This window comes from Trichocoleus sp. ST-U1 (assembly GCF_039961835.1).
In the GTDB taxonomy this organism is placed as follows: domain Bacteria; phylum Cyanobacteriota; class Cyanobacteriia; order Cyanobacteriales; family FACHB-T130; genus FACHB-T130.
In genome coordinates this window covers 64,330-79,758 of sequence record NZ_JAMPJZ010000017.1, presented here as the reverse complement: position 1 = coordinate 79,758, position 15,429 = coordinate 64,330, and the positions used below count along the sequence as shown (strand labels likewise).

The window sequence follows — 15,429 nt, the reverse complement described above, 5'->3', positions numbered from 1 at the left end:
AACCAACGTGATGGATGAAGACCCAGAGACGGGTTATGTACGCCACAATCCTGAGCGGCTGGCACGGGTGTTGCTGAGGTGGTATAGTCGCGCCCAGGCAGTAGAGTTTTGAGTTTTGAGTTTTGAGTAATTTGGAGTCAATTGTCATTTCTCTTGCCGATGCCGGGGCGACGCGATCGCTTAGGATTGCTCTCAGTCAATCCCTCCGCGCTGGTAGTGTACTTTTAAGCGTTTTAAATTTTGAGTTTTGAGTAATTTGGAGTCAATTGTCATTTCTCTTGCCGATGCGGCGGCGACGCGATCGCTAGGGATTGCACTCGGTCAATCCCTCCCCGCCGGTAATGTACTTTTATTAGAAGGCGACTTGGGCGCTGGCAAAACCACGCTGGTGCAAGGCATTGGCGAGGGTTTGGGCATTACCGAGCCGATTGTGAGTCCCACCTTCACTCTGATTAACGAGTACGCACAAGGACGCCTCCCCCTGTATCATCTGGATTTATACCGCTTGCAGCCAGAAGAAGTCGAAGCTTTGAATTTAGAAACCTACTGGGAAGGATTCGAGGTGCCCCTGGGAATTGTGGCGATAGAGTGGGCAGAACGGTTGCCATATCAGCCGCCCAGCTTTTTAAGCGTCCATCTAACCTACTGTGCGAATAATGGTCGCCAAGCCAACCTGATTCCCGTCGGTGGGTTTGATGTTAAGTCAATAAAATTTTAAACACAAAGGTTCGCTCTCGTTTAGAGACTGATTTATCGCGTCTTTCCTTTGCGTACCTTTGCGCTTACCTTGGCGTACCGAGAGCGTTTAATTATTCGTTAAATGTCAAGGCTTCACCCCGCACTTCTAGATTCAGCTTCCCCCGCTCATAAACAACCTGACCGCCAGCAATGGTGAATGAACAGGCTATCCCGTCAAAATCCAGCCTTCAAAGGGACTCCAGCCGCATTTGGTGAACAATTCTTCGCGCAATACTGGACGATAATTGTCCAAATCTACAAGAACTCAATCGGCATCATAACCGGGAGCGATCGCACCTTTTTTGGGAATCTGATACGCCTTAGCGACAGCCGCAGACATCCAGTTCGCAAGGGCAACACTACAGCGTCCTTGCATGGCTGAAGTCAGCATCAGGGGCAGACATCTCTCAACTCCAGGCATTCCAGAAGGGGTATTGGGGTATTCTTGGGCTTTTTCTTCGAGGGTATGGGGGGTACGATCGGTGGCGATAAAATCAATGAAGCCATCGAGTAGCGCTTGCCAAAGAACTTCGTTGTCGTGGGGCGATCGCAATGGCGGATTCATCTGCGCCAGAATGCCAATTTTCTCATAAGCACTGGTGTTCAGCAGCAAGTGTTGCGGCGTCACTTCTGCTTTCACTCAGCTCGGTTTATCTTGACGTAATAAATCGGCTTCTTGGGCTGTGGACAGATGTAAAATATGCAAGCGTCGCTGATACTTTTTAGATAAATAGAGCGCCAATTCGGTAGCTCAAAGAGCGGCTTGATTATCCTGAATTTGAGAGTGAATGGCTGGATCGTGAATTCCAGCAAATTCTTGTCGTCGCTGGTTTATCCGAGCTTGGTCTTCTGCGTGAACGGCAATTAAGCGATTTCCCTTTGCAAAAATAGACTCCAATACCGTATCTCGATCCACCAGTAATTGACCGTGCATCGACCCCATAAAAATTTTGATTCCACAGGTGGATGCGCCTTTAGAAGATCCGGCAGATTTGCTCCGGTTGCCCCAATAAAAAAGCCATAATTAACTAAGCACTTCTGGGCACCTCGTCGCAACTTATCATCGAGAGCCGCCTGGGTAGTTGTCAGAGGGCGAGTATTGGGCATTTCCAGAAACGACGTTACCCCGCCTTTAGCACAAGCACAACTCGCCGCGAACAAATTTTTTTGTGTTCGAGTCCCGGTTCTCGGAAGTGTACCTGCGGATCGATGACTCCCGGCAACAAAGTCAGACCTTGAACGTCTATCTCTTTATCCACTAGTAGACTATCAGATGCTAGGATTTCCAGATGCTAGGATTTTAGTGCAACCCGGACAATTTCCCGACCCAAGGTTTGCACCTCCCCAACCAAAAATTCACCCGTAGGCAGGAGAATTCGAGCATTGCGAATCAACAGAGAGGGGACAGAAAACATGGTAATCAGTTGTTGATGCAGTAGTTAAGTGTGAGCGACAATTGTATGGTGCGATCGCGCTTTGTCGTAAGATGGCACTTTTCTAAACTGACCATCCAGCAACCGGGTAAACGACAGAAGCTAAATATCTGTAATATTAGCCGGATATATTTAGACAAAATTTGTACACAATATATATAGCGAATCATCCGTCTTCCTTAAAATAAATAATTACCTAGGGAATCAATTTCATTCATTTGCTTGAGTGATTAACCGTTTATGACTGACGTGCAGAATCAACAACCTGACCTCAACCCCCAACCAAAAGCCGAAAATCCTTTCATAGAGGGAATAAAAACGATTGGCTTGAGCGCCATTCTGGCCTTTGGAATTCGCTCTTTTGTGGCGGAAGCACGCTACATTCCTTCGGGTTCAATGCTGCCTACACTACAAATCAATGACCGTCTGATTATAGACAAGGTTAGTTACAACTTCCGATCTCCGCAGCGGGGCGACATTGTGGTGTTTGCGCCGACCGAAGCGCTAGAAAAGCAAAACTTTCACGATGCTTTTATTAAGCGCGTGATTGGTTTACCTGGGGAAAAGATAGAGGTGAAAGGGGGACGGGTGTATGTCAACGGGAAACCCCTGTCAGAAAAATATATTGAAGAACAGCCACAGTATACCTATGGGCCGGTGACGGTGCCAGAAAACTCCTACCTGGTACTGGGTGATAATCGCAACAACAGTTACGACAGCCACTATTGGGGTTTTGTCCCCCGCGAAAAAATTATTGGTCGTGCTGTGGTGCGCTTTTGGCCCCTCCAACGTGCCGGAGAAGTGGATAGCGCTCCAGCTTATACCAAGGAATAGTAGGGAGTAGGGGCGAGTTTCACCAAGATATTTGTGAGTCACTAAACCCCTCGCTTAACCCGCCCCTACCGTTAGATATTTCTTCGCTTTGACTGACTAATTACCCATTACCCAAGTTTGTAAAACCCGACCCGTCAGCGATCGCCCTAGCCAAGGGGTATTCTCTGAGCGGGATTTTAGGGTTTGTCTGTCCGCTGTCCAGCTTAACTGGGGATCAAATAAGACCAGTTCAGCCGGTTGACCGGGCGCGATCGCTGGCGGTTTTTGCTGCAAACACTCCGCCGGATGGGTACTTAAAACCCGCCACAGTTCTAAAGCTGACCAGTCGCCAGTCGCAACAAAGGTGTGCCACAGAAGCGATAAAGCCAACTCTAGACCAATTGCGCCCGCGGGTGCTTCGGAAAAGGCGACCGTTTTCTCTTCGTAGGTGTAGGGAGTATGGTCAATCGCGATCGCGTCTAACACCCCACTCTGTATCCCCTGAATCAGCGCCGCTTGGTCTGAAGAATTGCCGAGAGGGGGTTCTAGTCGCAAGTTCGAGTCGTAACTGCTTACCGCCTCCGTATTGTGCAATAAATGCATCCAGGTAGTACTCGCGGCGATTGGTAAATTCCGCGCCTTGGCATTCGCAATTAGCTCAACGCTGCGAGCAGTGGAAACGCGCATGATATGGACAGGGGTGCGAGTAGCTTCCACCACTTCCAGCAAAGCAGCCAGCGCCGATGTTTCTGCGATCGCTGGGTTTCCTGGCAACCCAAAGCGAATCGACGCCGAGCCTTCTCTCATTACCCCATTGCCGCTCAAAGCGCGATCGCAAGGCCATAACGCCACAGGTTTTCCTAACGGCTGGAGATATTCCAACAGGCGGCGCAGCAGCGCCAGATTCTGCACAGGCTGACCATCTGCAAAGCCTACCACCCCAGCCGCCGCCAGTTCAGCCAGGGATGTCATCTGCTGCCCTTGGATACCGAGCGTCAGCGCCCCCCAAAATTCAATTTTGGATTTTGGATGTTGGATTTTGGCTTGTTGAAGGTAGGCTAAACCCCCTAGATTGTCGAGAACGGGTAGGGTATCGGGCAAGATTGCCAGTCGAGTAAAGCCCCCGGCTGCTGCCGCATCAACGAGCGAGGCTAAGGATTCCCGCTCTTCAAACCCAGGCTCACCAGAGTGGCTGTATAAATCTACTAACCCTGGCCCTACGACGAATCCACGACAATCCCGCACGGTCGTGTCAGCGGACAAGTCAGAAATTTCGGTTTCGACTGTTTGGATATAACCGTCAGCAATCAGAATATCGGCAATCTGGTCGGTTCCAGAAACTGGGTCGATGACCCGTACTTGTTGAAGCAGTTGATTCATAATCGTTTCGAGTTTTGAGTTTTGAGTTTTGAGATAAAAAGTTTCTTCATTCAAAACTCAAAATTCATAACTCATCACTCTACAATGCACCGGCAGCCGTTTGATCGAGAACGCCCCCACCTAAGTGAGTTGTGACATTCATCGCTTGCAACACCGGCGTACTTTCTGGCCCTTGAAGATAGTCGATAACCGTCACTGCCCCGTTCCCCTGCTTAATGCTCCAGAAATTTTCTGGATTTAAACCCAAAAGGTAGCAGAGTAAGACTTTGTTCGTGGCGTCGTGAGCAACCACCAAACCTGTTTTCGGTCGATCTCCAGAGTAAGACGCGACCATATCTTGCCAAGCTGCGATCGCTCTATCCCACACTTGTTGCAAGTTTTCCCCCTCTGGCATCTGCACCGTCTCCGGAGACTCCCGCCACTGTTCCAGCATCCCTGGATACGACAGCTCAATTTCTTCTTCAAATTTTCCTTCCCACAACCCATGACCAATTTCTGCAAAAGATGCCTGTAGGTCAATCTGGAGGTTGGGGTGATATTTCAGAATAATCTCGGCTGTTTCCTTGGGACGCAGCATCGGGCTAGTCACGGCAAAGTCAATCGGCACATCCTTGAGAAACTCCGCCGCCTTCCGGGCTTGTTCTCGACCGTTATCGTTGAGCGGAACATCAATTTGCCCTTGAAAGCGTTTCTGGCGATTCCAGTCGGTTTCTCCGTGGCGTACCAGCAACAAACGGAGTCCGCGATGACCCGGACGTGGCTTGGGCAGCACTTCTCCCACATGGGCAGTGAGATTCATCGACTCTAATTGCGCCGGTTTGCCCCAACCAGCGGCAAAATTTAGCACGCTGATGCCGCAATTCGACTGTTGAATCGAATGGTAGCGCTGTGGCGATATTCCAATTGCCGTACTGAGCAAAGCCCGGTTGATGCCGTTATGCCCCACAATGAGAATCGTCTCTCCCGGATGGCGGGATAAAGTTTCCTGCCAGAATTGCCGCGCTTGCTCGTAGATGGCTAAGACTGGGAAGTGTTCTTTTAATCCCTCTGGCGTCGGGACGCTCATCCGAAATTCCTGGGGACGCTCATGCCAACATTGGTAATCTTCAGGAAATTTCTCCTGCACTTCCACGGAAAGCATTTTCTGCCAAAGGGGTAAATCGATTTCCATCAAGTTATCGGACGCTGTTAAGGGGGCAGGCGTCGCCAAACTGGATTGAACGATCTCTGCGGTTGCTTTCGCCCGTTGCAGGGGGCTACTGTAAATCGCATCAATTTTCAAGTTACTCAGAGTAGCGCCAAGTTGACGGGCAGTCGCGCGACCTTTTTCCGTCAAAATTGATTCATCACAGCGGCCCTGAATTCTACGCTCACTGTTATAGCTGCTCTGACCATGACGCACGAGAATGACTCGAGTATTCAGGGTGATATCCTCCGTGGAAACTAGCACTGCAAAGACAGCAGCCTACATATTCTTGTTCGCTGGCTCAGCTAGAGAAGAATTAGGTCGGCTCTGCCTCAGTTTGGTAAGGTAAAGTTCCCCTAATGCTCTAGGCGAGAAATCCACGCCCATCATCAAGAGCAAAAAGGTTCAGGAGAATTTTAACCTGTCCCGGACACGCATCTAAGATATTCCTCATAGGTGCCGTGACACTAAGAGCCTACAGGAGTTTTCATGACAATTAAGCGGTTGCTGTTGGGGTTGCTGACAATTTTGGCTTTGTTTCTGATTACCCACTCATTACTGGATAGCTGGAATCAGCCTCAGATTCAAGGTCGCCTGGAACTGTACCAAACGAATTTGTTACTCCAAGCGAGTGAGTGGCAGGGCGACAAAGCTGGTGATGCCAATTTAACAAACGCCCGGAACGCTCTTTTAGGTGAAGATCCTTTAAAAACTGCCCAAAAGCAGTATGAGGAGGCGCGTTCGGAGGATCGAGCCACTCTGGAAAAGCTGCAAGGACAGCTCGAAAAGCTGAAATCGGAAGCCGATTTGAATCCCGATGCAGTCAGATCGCAGCCGCAATTACCAGCGTCAATCAACAAGGTAAAAAAGCTGATTGCTGAGCTTGACTTGCGGTTGGGAATTTTACAAGCTCAACAAGGACAAACAGACGCGGCGATTAAAACTTGGACGGAATTAATTAATCGGTCTAAACAGGAAGCGGCGAGCGAGTTACAGACTAAGCCAGCGGCGATTTTGGTGGGACTTTGGAGCGATCCACCCAGCCTGATGTTGGATGCTCAGCCGCAAATTCAAGAGCATTTAGACGGCTGGTTCCGCGATCGCGCTTTGACTAAACTCTACCAAGTACAGGATCGTCAGGAGGAGCTGGCAGCACTCCGGGCACGAGAACAGGAACGCGCCGAAGCAGCAATTGCAAAATTAGCGATTGTCGGAGCAATCCCGCTAGTGGGAGTATTGGTGGGATTAGGATTGCTGATTTTTCTGCTAGCGGGAGTGCTAATTAAGGGAAAAGAAGCCATCCTCGCTCAAAATGGCGATCTCCCTTGGACAACGCCTTGGAATGCCGAAATTATTTGGCAGGTGTTCGTCGTGGGCTTTTTCTTTATCGGTCAATTTCTGCTGCCGCTCTTTTTTAGCTTACTGCCCCTAAATCGAGCCAGCTTTGATATTCGGACACAAGCTGCTTTTGTTCTGGTGAGTTATGCAACATTGGCGTTCGAGTGTCTGCTGGTTCTGTATTTATCTATCCGCTCTTTTTTACCGTTGCCAGAAGGTTGGTTTCGATTCAATTGGCGGGGAAACTGGATTCTTTGGGGATTGGGCGGATATTTAGTCGCGCTGCCTCTAGTGATTGTGGTGTCGCTGATTAACCAAAAGCTGTGGCAGGGACAAGGGGGCAGCAATCCGATTTTACCGATTGCTCTAGAGGGGCAAGATAGTGTGGCGCTGGCGATCTTTTTCTTGACGGCGGCGGTGGCAGCACCATTGTTTGAGGAGTTCTTGTTTCGCGGTTTTCTGTTGCCGTCCCTCACCCGTTATATGCCCGTTTGGGGAGCGATCGCGCTCAGTAGTTTGTTCTTTGCGATTGTTCACCTGAATCTCTCAGAAATCTTGCCCCTGGCGACTTTGGGGATGGTTTTGGGAGTGGTTTATACGCGATCGCGCAACCTCCTTGCACCGATACTCCTCCACTCTCTCTGGAATGGTGGCACTTTGCTGAGTCTTTTCCTCTTGGGTAGTGGATCTGCGTGATGTTTCCTTCCAGTCATTGTTAAGAAGAATCAATGCTTTCCGTCTTGTGATAGATGCGTTACCCAACTGGGAACACTAAAAGCGGAAAGCAAATTTTTCAAGGGTTCACACAAATGAGGGATGGAAACTCTACTGATGCCAGCAAAAAAATCGCCGCTGGAGTCTGCGGGATTCTTATCGGGGCTTTAGGTATCCATAAGTTTGTTCTTGGCTATAACACAGAAGGCATCATCATGTTGCTGGTTAGCCTGCTTACCTGTGGAATCGGTTCGCCAATTATGGGCATTATTGGTTTGATCGAGGGAATAACTTATTTGACAAAATCTGACGAAGAATTCGTCAGTACTTACCTTGTTAGCAAGAAAGGTTGGTTTTAGATCGACCCCTGCGAGAGCGCTTGGGTAGATGCTAGCTTAACTTGAGCCATGTCTAAATTATCTCGCTCTAATCTGTCTAGCAATGCTCGACGGATTCGCTGGTTGATATTAGGAATATGTTCAGCACCTCTAGTGGGAACCTACTTTTATAACCAAGGATATAAAGTAACGTTCCTAGTTTGCCCAATTCGGCACTTTACGGGGATTCCTTGTCCTACGTGTGGCATGACTCGGTCTTTTATGGCAATTGTGCGAGGAGATTGGAGTTGCGCCTTAGCAGAACACCTGTTCGGCCCGGTTTTATTCGCTGCCTTTTTGATTGCAACAGTTCATATTACACTTGAACTAATCGCGGGACGTAAAATCGCCGTCTTGTATGTTCAAATGCTTAGGACCCGAAAGCTACAGGTGCTGAGCCTACTTCTAATTTTAAGCTACCATGCGTTGCGCTTGTATTATTTATCAAAGTCTGGAGAACTATATCTTGCCTTGGTTCATTCACCCTTGGGTCAGCTATTTTTTTGAGGAATTCATGCTTGTGTAAAAAGTTTGGTTTTTAGGTCAAATCATTTGCGATCGCTTGTTTATATTTTGTCGTTTTTGCAACGATAAGTTTAACAGATATGGCGATATTTTATTCGTGTTTAAATTAAGTTCTTCTGTAAATCTTTCTCCTGACTTAATATGCTAATACGCAAACCCAAAAAACTGATTTTACCCATGTTCCTAGCTTTGTTAGGTATGGGATATTTCAGTGTAATGTCTAGCTTAGAGATTAACTTCTTCTTTAGGGGCTATGCCGCGCTCATGCCAATGCAGGCTCTAGCACTGGTCTACGTGATGTATCTTCGCTGGAGTAGCCGTTGACCGTTCGCGGGTAACTAACTTATAAAAGATTAAGAATTTTTGCGCGATCGCCCAGACTTTCGCCTACCCTCAAAATAGAGACGCCAGAACAATCCGGCGTTGAGGTGTCGTGGAAAGTCCCAAGATTCTCTATGCAATCCCCCCAAACCGTAGCCGCTACCCCTGCATCGCCGCTAGAGACGATCGCCTTGGATGTCACAGGCATGAAATGTGCAGGCTGCGTGAAAGCGGTAGAAAAACAGCTAATCCAGCATCCAGGCGTCGTTTCTGCCCGCGTTAATCTGGTGACAGAAGTCGCTGTCGTAGAGTGCGAAGCGGGTGCGATTGACCCAGTTGCGTTAGCCAAACAGGTGACAGAAGCTGGATTTCCGACCCAGCCTCGCCTCGCCACCACCGCAGGCGAAAAAGCAAAAGAGACTCTGAGTCCAGCAGAACGGCACGCCCTAGAAAATCGCCAGCAGTTGAGGCAATTATTCATTGCGGGCGTTCTGATTTTGCTGTCCGGAATTGGTCATCTCAATCAACACTTCATCTCTTTTCCCGCTTATTTTTCACCCCTGACCAACATTTGGTTTCACTGGGGATTAGCAACGGCAGCGTTACTCTTTCCCGGACGCCAGATATTAGTCGATGGGTGGCGGGGCTTGCGGCGAAATGCTCCCAATATGAACACCCTGGTGGCGCTAGGAACGCTTACAGCTTACACGGCTAGCTGCGTGGCGTTGCTATTCCCTCAGCTGGGTTGGGAATGTTTTTTTGATGAGCCGGTCATGCTGTTAGGCTTTATCCTGCTTGGGCGTACCTTAGAGCAACGGGCGAGAGGTCGGGCCGCCGCAGCATTTCAGGCATTATTGGCGCTCCAGCCAAAAGTTGCTCATCTAATTGCCAATCCAACGGCTGCTGGTGCTACGCCCAGAGCCAAGGGGAGCGACTTCGGAGGCATTGAAATCCCCGTTGAGCAAGTCCGCGTAGGTGAATGGTTGCGGGTTTTGCCGGGAGAACAGATCCCAGTCGATGCAGAAGTGGTGGCGGGTCAGACAACGGTGAATGAGTCCATGTTGACTGGGGAGCCGGTTCCGGTCATGAAACAACCGGGAGACTCGGTGGCGGCTGGGACGCTGAATCAGTCGGGAGCGATCGCGATCAAGGCAACTCGCACCGGCAAGGACACGACTCTGGCGCAAATAGTCGCCTTGGTCGAAGAAGCCCAAATCCGGAAAGCTCCCGTGCAGCTATTGGCGGATACGGTGGCGGGGTACTTCACCTACGGCGTTCTGGCAGCAGCAACCTTCACGTTTTTATTTTGGTACTTCATCGGCTCTCAACTTTGGCCTGATGTCACGATGTTGAGCGCAGTCGGGGTAGAAAGCCACTCAGCCATGCACGCAGTCATGCACCATGCCAGCGGCATGGGCGGGGAAACCCCACCTCTACAGCACTCAGCTTTGTTACTCAGTTTAAAGCTAGCAATTTCTGTCTCCGTCATCGCTTGCCCCTGCGCTTTAGGCTTAGCGACCCCCACGGCAATTTTGGTGGGAACGGGTCTGGGGGCAGAAAGAGGGCTGTTGATCAAAGGCGGCGACGTGCTGGAACGGGTACACCACCTGGATATCGTGGTATTTGATAAGACAGGCACTCTTACCACGGGTCATCCCGTCGTTACTGATTACTTGCCGGTGGGGAACTTCCTCCCAGAAATGCTCCTGCAACTAGCGGCGGCGGCAGAAAGTGGCACCACCCATCCCCTAGCGGAGGCAATCGGGGAAGAAGCGCACCGCCAAGAGTTAACCATCCCCCTTGCCCAAGAGTTTTATACGGAACCGGGACTAGGGGTATCGGCTTTGGTTGAAGGCGTGCGGGTTTTACTGGGGAATGCAGACTGGTTGACTCAGCAAGGAATTTCCCTCAGCGATTCCGAACAAAACCAGGCTCAACAACTGGCATCTGCGGGGAAAACGGTGGTTTATGTCGCCGCTGACGGTCAATTAGCGGGGTTGATTGGCGTCACCGATACCCTCCGACCGGATGCGAAAGCAACGGTGTCTCGCCTGCGGCAAATGGGATTGCGGGTGATGCTGCTGACTGGAGATCGACTAGAAGCGGCAAGGGCGATCGCGTCTCAGTTGGAACTTAATCCAGACTCGGATGTCTTAGCAGATGTCCGTCCAGACGCCAAAGCCGCCGCGATTGCCCAGCTACAAGCTCAGGGTCAACACGTCGCAATGGTTGGTGATGGCATCAACGATGCCCCCGCTTTGGCACAAGCAGATGTTGGCATTTCCCTCCAAGGGGGAACCGATGTCGCCATTGAAACTGCTCAAATTGTTCTGATGCGCGATCGCCTTCTGGATGTTGTCAAGTCAATCCAGCTTTCCCGTGCGACTTTCAACAAAATCCGCCAAAATCTGTTTTGGGCGTTTGCCTACAACACTATCTCCTTGCCAGTTGCTGCGGGTCTGCTGCTACCCACTTTCGGGCTTGTTCTCAGCCCATCTGCTGCCGGAGCATTAATGGCTTTTAGTTCTGTCAGCGTCGTCACTAACTCGCTTTTGCTCCGTAAATCTCTCTCTACCGATAACTGATTGAGTCCAAGCGCGTTTAATCAGTCGGATTGGTTTGTTACAAAAATCTTAAATTAAACCTGCTTTTCGATAACTGCCAACGAACAATTGACCGCTAACTCGGTGTGCCACAATATGATAGAGGAGATTATAACCCTCCAAACACATCAAGCCTGCTCCAAGCTGACGACACTGGCTTCAGGGAAGGCGAGGGTGTTACGCTGGAGTCCTGCCAACCTCCGCCAAAGCGCCTCTTGTTTTCCTCAAGATAATGCTCGGTCGAGTGTTGATATTCAGGGTGCAGGCACAGGCGCTTATCCCGCCGGTTGAGAATGGTGCCACTGTTAGTCTAAGTAACTGTTTTTCACAAACCAACCGCCCTCTCTCTAAATAATTTTTCAATGGCTGTAAAACTGCATCTGAACCATATATTGATTATTGAAGATGATCAGGGACGTAAGGAGTTCCCCTTAGAAAAGCCCGAATATTGCATTGGCAGAGACCAGAAGTGTGATATTCGGTTGTACTCCCAATTTGTATCGCGCCGGCACGCAACTTTAGTGCAAAAATTGCGTGCGGATGGCTCTTACTATTATCGAATTGTCGATGGCGACAAAGGCAAGCCCAGCGCCAATGGTCTGTTGATCAATGGTCGAAAACTCCAAGCTCACGATCTCGAAGATGAAGATGAGATTGTGTTTGGGCCGCAAGTGCGGGCACGTTATTTCCACCTGAAGCGAGAATCCATTCCCACGGGACCTCCAGATGAGTGGGACATTACCCTGATTAGTCCCAATATGGTTGGCGATGGGGAAGAACCTTAATTTTCTCCATGAAAATCTCGCCTGAGAACTTCCCAGGGGGAAGCTTGTCTATCCGGCGACGCTTTCAACTAGTTGCCAATGGCGATTTTCCGCGATCGCCTGATGCACCTGATAGAACATCTGGTGGCAGTGGTTGTCCACTTGCAGGGGCAACTCTTCGTTTTTCACTACAAAATTCATCCGCACTTCTCGGTCGGTAGCGGTCGATTTATCGATGAGCACTTCCACCGTCACTAGCTTGGCAAAAGAGACGTGACCCGGTATCTCGCGAGCCATCAAGTAGTCTCCAGTGTTGTAGATAATATCGAAATTACAGGACTCCAAAACTTCTATGAGCACCTGCTGGAGACGCTCAAGGGGAACTGCAACGATAAATGAACAAGTATAGCGAGCCATAAAAAATCCCCGACGTCATATCCCTCGACCCTCTTATCATACCGAACCTTCGTTTCGGGTCAGAAAGGAATGCTTGCTTCTAAGGCTAGAGCCATCACCCAGCCTTTATCAGCTTCCAGCATACCAGTCGCTCCTCCGGAAGAACTAAGTAGGGAAGTTACCAAAAGCACGGGTGGGGTTGACTGATACTTTGGAAGAATGAAGGATGAGTGGGTTGTGGATTCATCGGTTCTGGTGAGCCACATCCCGATCTTGAGCAAGAAAAAAGGGCTGTGATGATAAGGATTGGGGAATGCAGGGCAAGCTGATTGTGTTTGAGGGAGTGGAAGGAAGCGGTAAAACAACTCAGATGCAGCGATCGCGCGATTGGCTTCTGGAAAGGATGAAGGCAGAATCTCCGATTTTCTCGCAGGTAGCGATTACCAGAGAGCCGGGGGGTACAGAATTGGGTAAAGCTTTGCGCCGCTTGTTGCTCGAAGGGACTCTGAATCACCCAATTCAACACCGGACAGAACTATTGTTGTATGCAGCAGACCGCTCGCAGCACGTTGAGGAGGTACTAAAACCAATCCTGACGGCGGGAGGAATTATTTTGTGCGATCGCTACACCGATTCCACTATCGCCTATCAAGGCTATGGTCGAGGTCTTAGCCTATCTTTAATCGAGAAGATATGCCAAATGGCGACAGACGGACTGGAAAGCGACCTCACCCTGTGGCTAGATGTTGACGTTGAAATAGGTCTAGCACGCGCTAAAGCCAGGGGAGCCGCCGACCGAATAGAGCAAGCAGAATTGGCGTTCCACCAACGGGTACAGCAGGGGTTTAAAGCCTTAGCAGCAGCCCATCCCCAGCGGATTGTCCGGGTAGATGCCAGTGGCACTGAGGCAGAAGTCCAAGGGCAAATTCAGGCTATCCTGACTCAACGGTTTCGGGAATGGTCTCTAGAAAATTAAAAATCTATAATTCCTTCCCTGGCAGTGGCTATTAAACTATCAAGACAATTTTTGAGGGTTGGTTCCAGACGCCATATATCGCGTCTCTAGGGTAAATGGTACTGCTTGCAAATTTTTTGAGTTTTGCCTTTTTTTGCGGTTAAATGAACTTTTTTGCGGAACTTGTCGGACAAAACCGAGCGCTTGAGTTACTAACTCAGGCAGTGGCTCAAAATCGGATTGCTCCTGCCTATCTATTTGCGGGTCCCGAAGGCGTCGGACGCAGCATGGCGGCTCGGTGCTTTGTAGACCTTTTGTTCTGTGCTAATGTACCCGCAACTGAGCCAGACGCCCCCGAATCTCCTGTGATTAAGGAAGCAAGCAAGGGGAGTATTGCGTCTATCAAAAACCGCTTGCGGCAGGGCAATCATCCAGACTTATTTTGGGTGCAACCGACCTATCTGCATCAGGGTCAACGATTATCTGCCGCCGAAGCCGCCGAAGCGGGTGTCAAGCGCAAGGCTCCGCCGCAAATCCGGCTGGAGCAAATTCGGGAAATTACTCAATTTCTGGGACGTTCGGCGCTGGAGGCACCGCGATCGCTCGTTGTGCTGGAACAAGCAGAAACAATGGCAGAAGCGGCTGCAAATGCCTTACTCAAAACCCTGGAAGAACCGGGACGAGCAACGCTGGTTTTAATCGCACCAACGCCGTCGTCGTTGTTACCGACGCTGGTATCGCGCTGTCAGCACATTCCTTTCTATGGTTTAGACTCGGCGGCAATGGAGCAGGTGTTGCGGAAGACGGGTCATGAAGAGATTTTGGAACATCCGACAGTGTTAGCGATCGCGCAAGGCAGTCCGGGAAGTGCGATCGCTTCCTGGGAGCAACTCCAAACGATTCCCCAAGACTTACTTCAGGACGTTATCCATCTGCCAAAATCGTTTCGTGACGCCCTTGAACTCGCCAAACGGATTGATAAAACTCTCGATACAGAAGCCCAACTGTGGTTAGTTGATTATCTACAGCACACTTACTGGCAGCAATTCTTGAACGGTGTAATTCATAAATTGCCCCTCCAGCAACTCGAAAAAGCCCGCCAATCTCTCCTGAGTTATGCTCAACCGCGACTTGTCTGGGAAGTAACGCTATTAGAAATGATTTAAGCCACCATTTGAGAGGAAAAAATTGCTTTAACTCTCTTCAGATGAGGGCTTAAATTCAGGGGAATGGGGGCTTTTAATTTTTTCTTTTGCGTCTGGTTGCTGGCAGGCAATCATGGTTGTGATGTGTTCTTTTTCGTCATTGCGGATGGCAACGAACACATCATAAAGATTCTCAATTTTTGGGCGACGCTCCCTTGGTGTATGAGAGATTTGAAAATCATCAAACATGTAAAGATCGCCCTCGTGGTAGTAATCAATTGCTATCTGTGGAGCTGGCTGAGTTTTGAGTTCAGCCTCATGCTCTGTTAGAAATTTATCGTAGGTGTGGTAAGCACCTTCTTCGACTAACTGATTAAAGTAGTAAGCCGATCTGGGAGCAATCATGTATACAAAGACTAGAATCCAGTAGTAAGCCAGGACGCCAATCCGAGCAATCATGCGATCGCTCCACGATTTCCCCCCACCCAATGCTTCGATGATGCGGAGATGATGCAACTCATTCCAGGACTCAGCAAAGTGAACCTTGATCCAATCAGCATAAGGCCACGCGCCGAGACTTTCATAGAGATGAAGAACCGATAAATAAGCAAAACAAGGAACGCGAGCGATCGTTTCCAATACATAAAATCTTGCATACCATCGCTCTTGGTAAAAAGTTTTTAAAATAAATTCTAAGAAACTAACGAGTAAACGAATCATTCTCCTAGTCTGCTTTTAAAA

Annotated in this window: 16 protein-coding genes and 1 pseudogene; 11 read left to right on the top strand and 6 right to left on the bottom strand. The window is 49.5% G+C overall.

The window, feature by feature from the left end; genetic code table 11:
* Nucleotides 1-122: 122 nt before the first annotated feature.
* The gene (locus NDA06_RS09270) at nucleotides 123-251 is read left to right on the top strand and encodes a hypothetical protein (RefSeq protein ID WP_277878299.1); all 129 of its coding nucleotides are present in this window, start codon (nucleotides 123-125) and stop codon (nucleotides 249-251) included.
* A 14-nt stretch (nucleotides 252-265) separates the two neighbouring features.
* Nucleotides 266-718 carry a tRNA (adenosine(37)-N6)-threonylcarbamoyltransferase complex ATPase subunit type 1 TsaE gene (gene tsaE, locus NDA06_RS09265; protein ID WP_190984919.1) on the top strand — a complete coding sequence of 151 codons (453 nt, stop codon included), beginning with the start codon at nucleotides 266-268 and terminating at the stop codon, nucleotides 716-718.
* 91 nt (nucleotides 719-809) lie between these two features.
* Here tsaE and NDA06_RS09260 read toward each other — a convergent pair.
* Nucleotides 810-2,153: pseudogene (locus NDA06_RS09260) on the bottom strand (dihydroorotase).
* 258 nt (nucleotides 2,154-2,411) lie between these two features.
* Here NDA06_RS09260 and lepB point away from each other — a divergent pair.
* A complete protein-coding gene (gene lepB, locus NDA06_RS09255) occupies nucleotides 2,412-3,005 on the top strand; it encodes a signal peptidase I (protein WP_190414052.1) in 594 nt (197 codons plus the stop codon).
* A 96-nt stretch (nucleotides 3,006-3,101) separates the two neighbouring features.
* On the opposite strand, the gene NDA06_RS09250 is transcribed toward lepB, so the two are convergent.
* Nucleotides 3,102-4,367, bottom strand: a complete 1,266-nt coding sequence (locus tag NDA06_RS09250) for a dihydroorotase (protein ID WP_190984918.1) — start codon at nucleotides 4,365-4,367, stop codon at nucleotides 3,102-3,104.
* 76 nt (nucleotides 4,368-4,443) lie between these two features.
* Complete coding sequence (locus tag NDA06_RS09245; RefSeq protein ID WP_190984917.1) at nucleotides 4,444-5,787, bottom strand: histidine phosphatase family protein; 1,344 nt, start codon at nucleotides 5,785-5,787, stop codon at nucleotides 4,444-4,446.
* Between the two features lie 252 nt (nucleotides 5,788-6,039).
* Between NDA06_RS09245 and NDA06_RS09240 the strand changes: the two genes are divergently transcribed.
* The 6 genes from NDA06_RS09240 to NDA06_RS09215 all read left to right on the top strand — a co-directional run bounded on the left by NDA06_RS09240 (nucleotide 6,040) and on the right by NDA06_RS09215 (nucleotide 12,213).
* The gene (locus NDA06_RS09240; protein ID WP_190984905.1) at nucleotides 6,040-7,584 is read left to right on the top strand and encodes a CPBP family glutamic-type intramembrane protease; all 1,545 of its coding nucleotides are present in this window, start codon (nucleotides 6,040-6,042) and stop codon (nucleotides 7,582-7,584) included.
* Nucleotides 7,585-7,697: 113 nt separating this feature from the next.
* Entirely contained in the window at nucleotides 7,698-7,961 is a 264-nt protein-coding gene (locus NDA06_RS09235; RefSeq protein WP_190414164.1) for a TM2 domain-containing protein, read from the top strand.
* A gap of 48 nt (nucleotides 7,962-8,009) precedes the next feature.
* Nucleotides 8,010-8,486, top strand: a complete 477-nt coding sequence (locus NDA06_RS09230; RefSeq protein WP_199292049.1) for a DUF2752 domain-containing protein — start codon at nucleotides 8,010-8,012, stop codon at nucleotides 8,484-8,486.
* 473 nt (nucleotides 8,487-8,959) lie between these two features.
* A complete protein-coding gene (locus tag NDA06_RS09225; RefSeq protein WP_190984904.1) occupies nucleotides 8,960-11,410 on the top strand; it encodes a heavy metal translocating P-type ATPase in 2,451 nt (816 codons plus the stop codon).
* A gap of 114 nt (nucleotides 11,411-11,524) precedes the next feature.
* The gene (locus NDA06_RS09220) at nucleotides 11,525-11,719 is read left to right on the top strand and encodes a hypothetical protein (RefSeq protein WP_190438021.1); all 195 of its coding nucleotides are present in this window, start codon (nucleotides 11,525-11,527) and stop codon (nucleotides 11,717-11,719) included.
* A 71-nt stretch (nucleotides 11,720-11,790) separates the two neighbouring features.
* Nucleotides 11,791-12,213 (top strand): FHA domain-containing protein, encoded by a 423-nt coding sequence (locus NDA06_RS09215; protein WP_190414059.1) that lies wholly within the window; start codon nucleotides 11,791-11,793, stop codon nucleotides 12,211-12,213.
* Nucleotides 12,214-12,261: 48 nt separating this feature from the next.
* Here NDA06_RS09215 and NDA06_RS09210 read toward each other — a convergent pair whose 3' ends face one another.
* Both NDA06_RS09210 and NDA06_RS09205 read right to left on the bottom strand, forming a co-directional pair.
* Nucleotides 12,262-12,609, bottom strand: a complete 348-nt coding sequence (locus NDA06_RS09210) for a hypothetical protein (protein WP_190414060.1) — start codon at nucleotides 12,607-12,609, stop codon at nucleotides 12,262-12,264.
* A 59-nt stretch (nucleotides 12,610-12,668) separates the two neighbouring features.
* The gene (locus NDA06_RS09205; RefSeq protein WP_190984903.1) at nucleotides 12,669-12,854 is read right to left on the bottom strand and encodes a hypothetical protein; all 186 of its coding nucleotides are present in this window, start codon (nucleotides 12,852-12,854) and stop codon (nucleotides 12,669-12,671) included.
* A gap of 47 nt (nucleotides 12,855-12,901) precedes the next feature.
* On the opposite strand from NDA06_RS09205, the gene tmk reads away from it, so the two are divergent.
* Nucleotides 12,902-13,564 carry a dTMP kinase gene (tmk, locus tag NDA06_RS09200; RefSeq protein WP_190984902.1) on the top strand — a complete coding sequence of 221 codons (663 nt, stop codon included), beginning with the start codon at nucleotides 12,902-12,904 and terminating at the stop codon, nucleotides 13,562-13,564.
* 143 nt (nucleotides 13,565-13,707) lie between these two features.
* On the top strand, nucleotides 13,708-14,709 hold the full coding sequence (locus tag NDA06_RS09195; RefSeq protein ID WP_190984901.1) for a DNA polymerase III subunit delta': 1,002 nt from the start codon (nucleotides 13,708-13,710) through the stop codon (nucleotides 14,707-14,709).
* Nucleotides 14,710-14,736: 27 nt separating this feature from the next.
* On the opposite strand, the gene NDA06_RS09190 is transcribed toward NDA06_RS09195, so the two are convergent.
* Nucleotides 14,737-15,408 carry an alternative oxidase gene (locus tag NDA06_RS09190; protein WP_190414066.1) on the bottom strand — a complete coding sequence of 224 codons (672 nt, stop codon included), beginning with the start codon at nucleotides 15,406-15,408 and terminating at the stop codon, nucleotides 14,737-14,739.
* Nucleotides 15,409-15,429 lie beyond the last annotated feature (21 nt).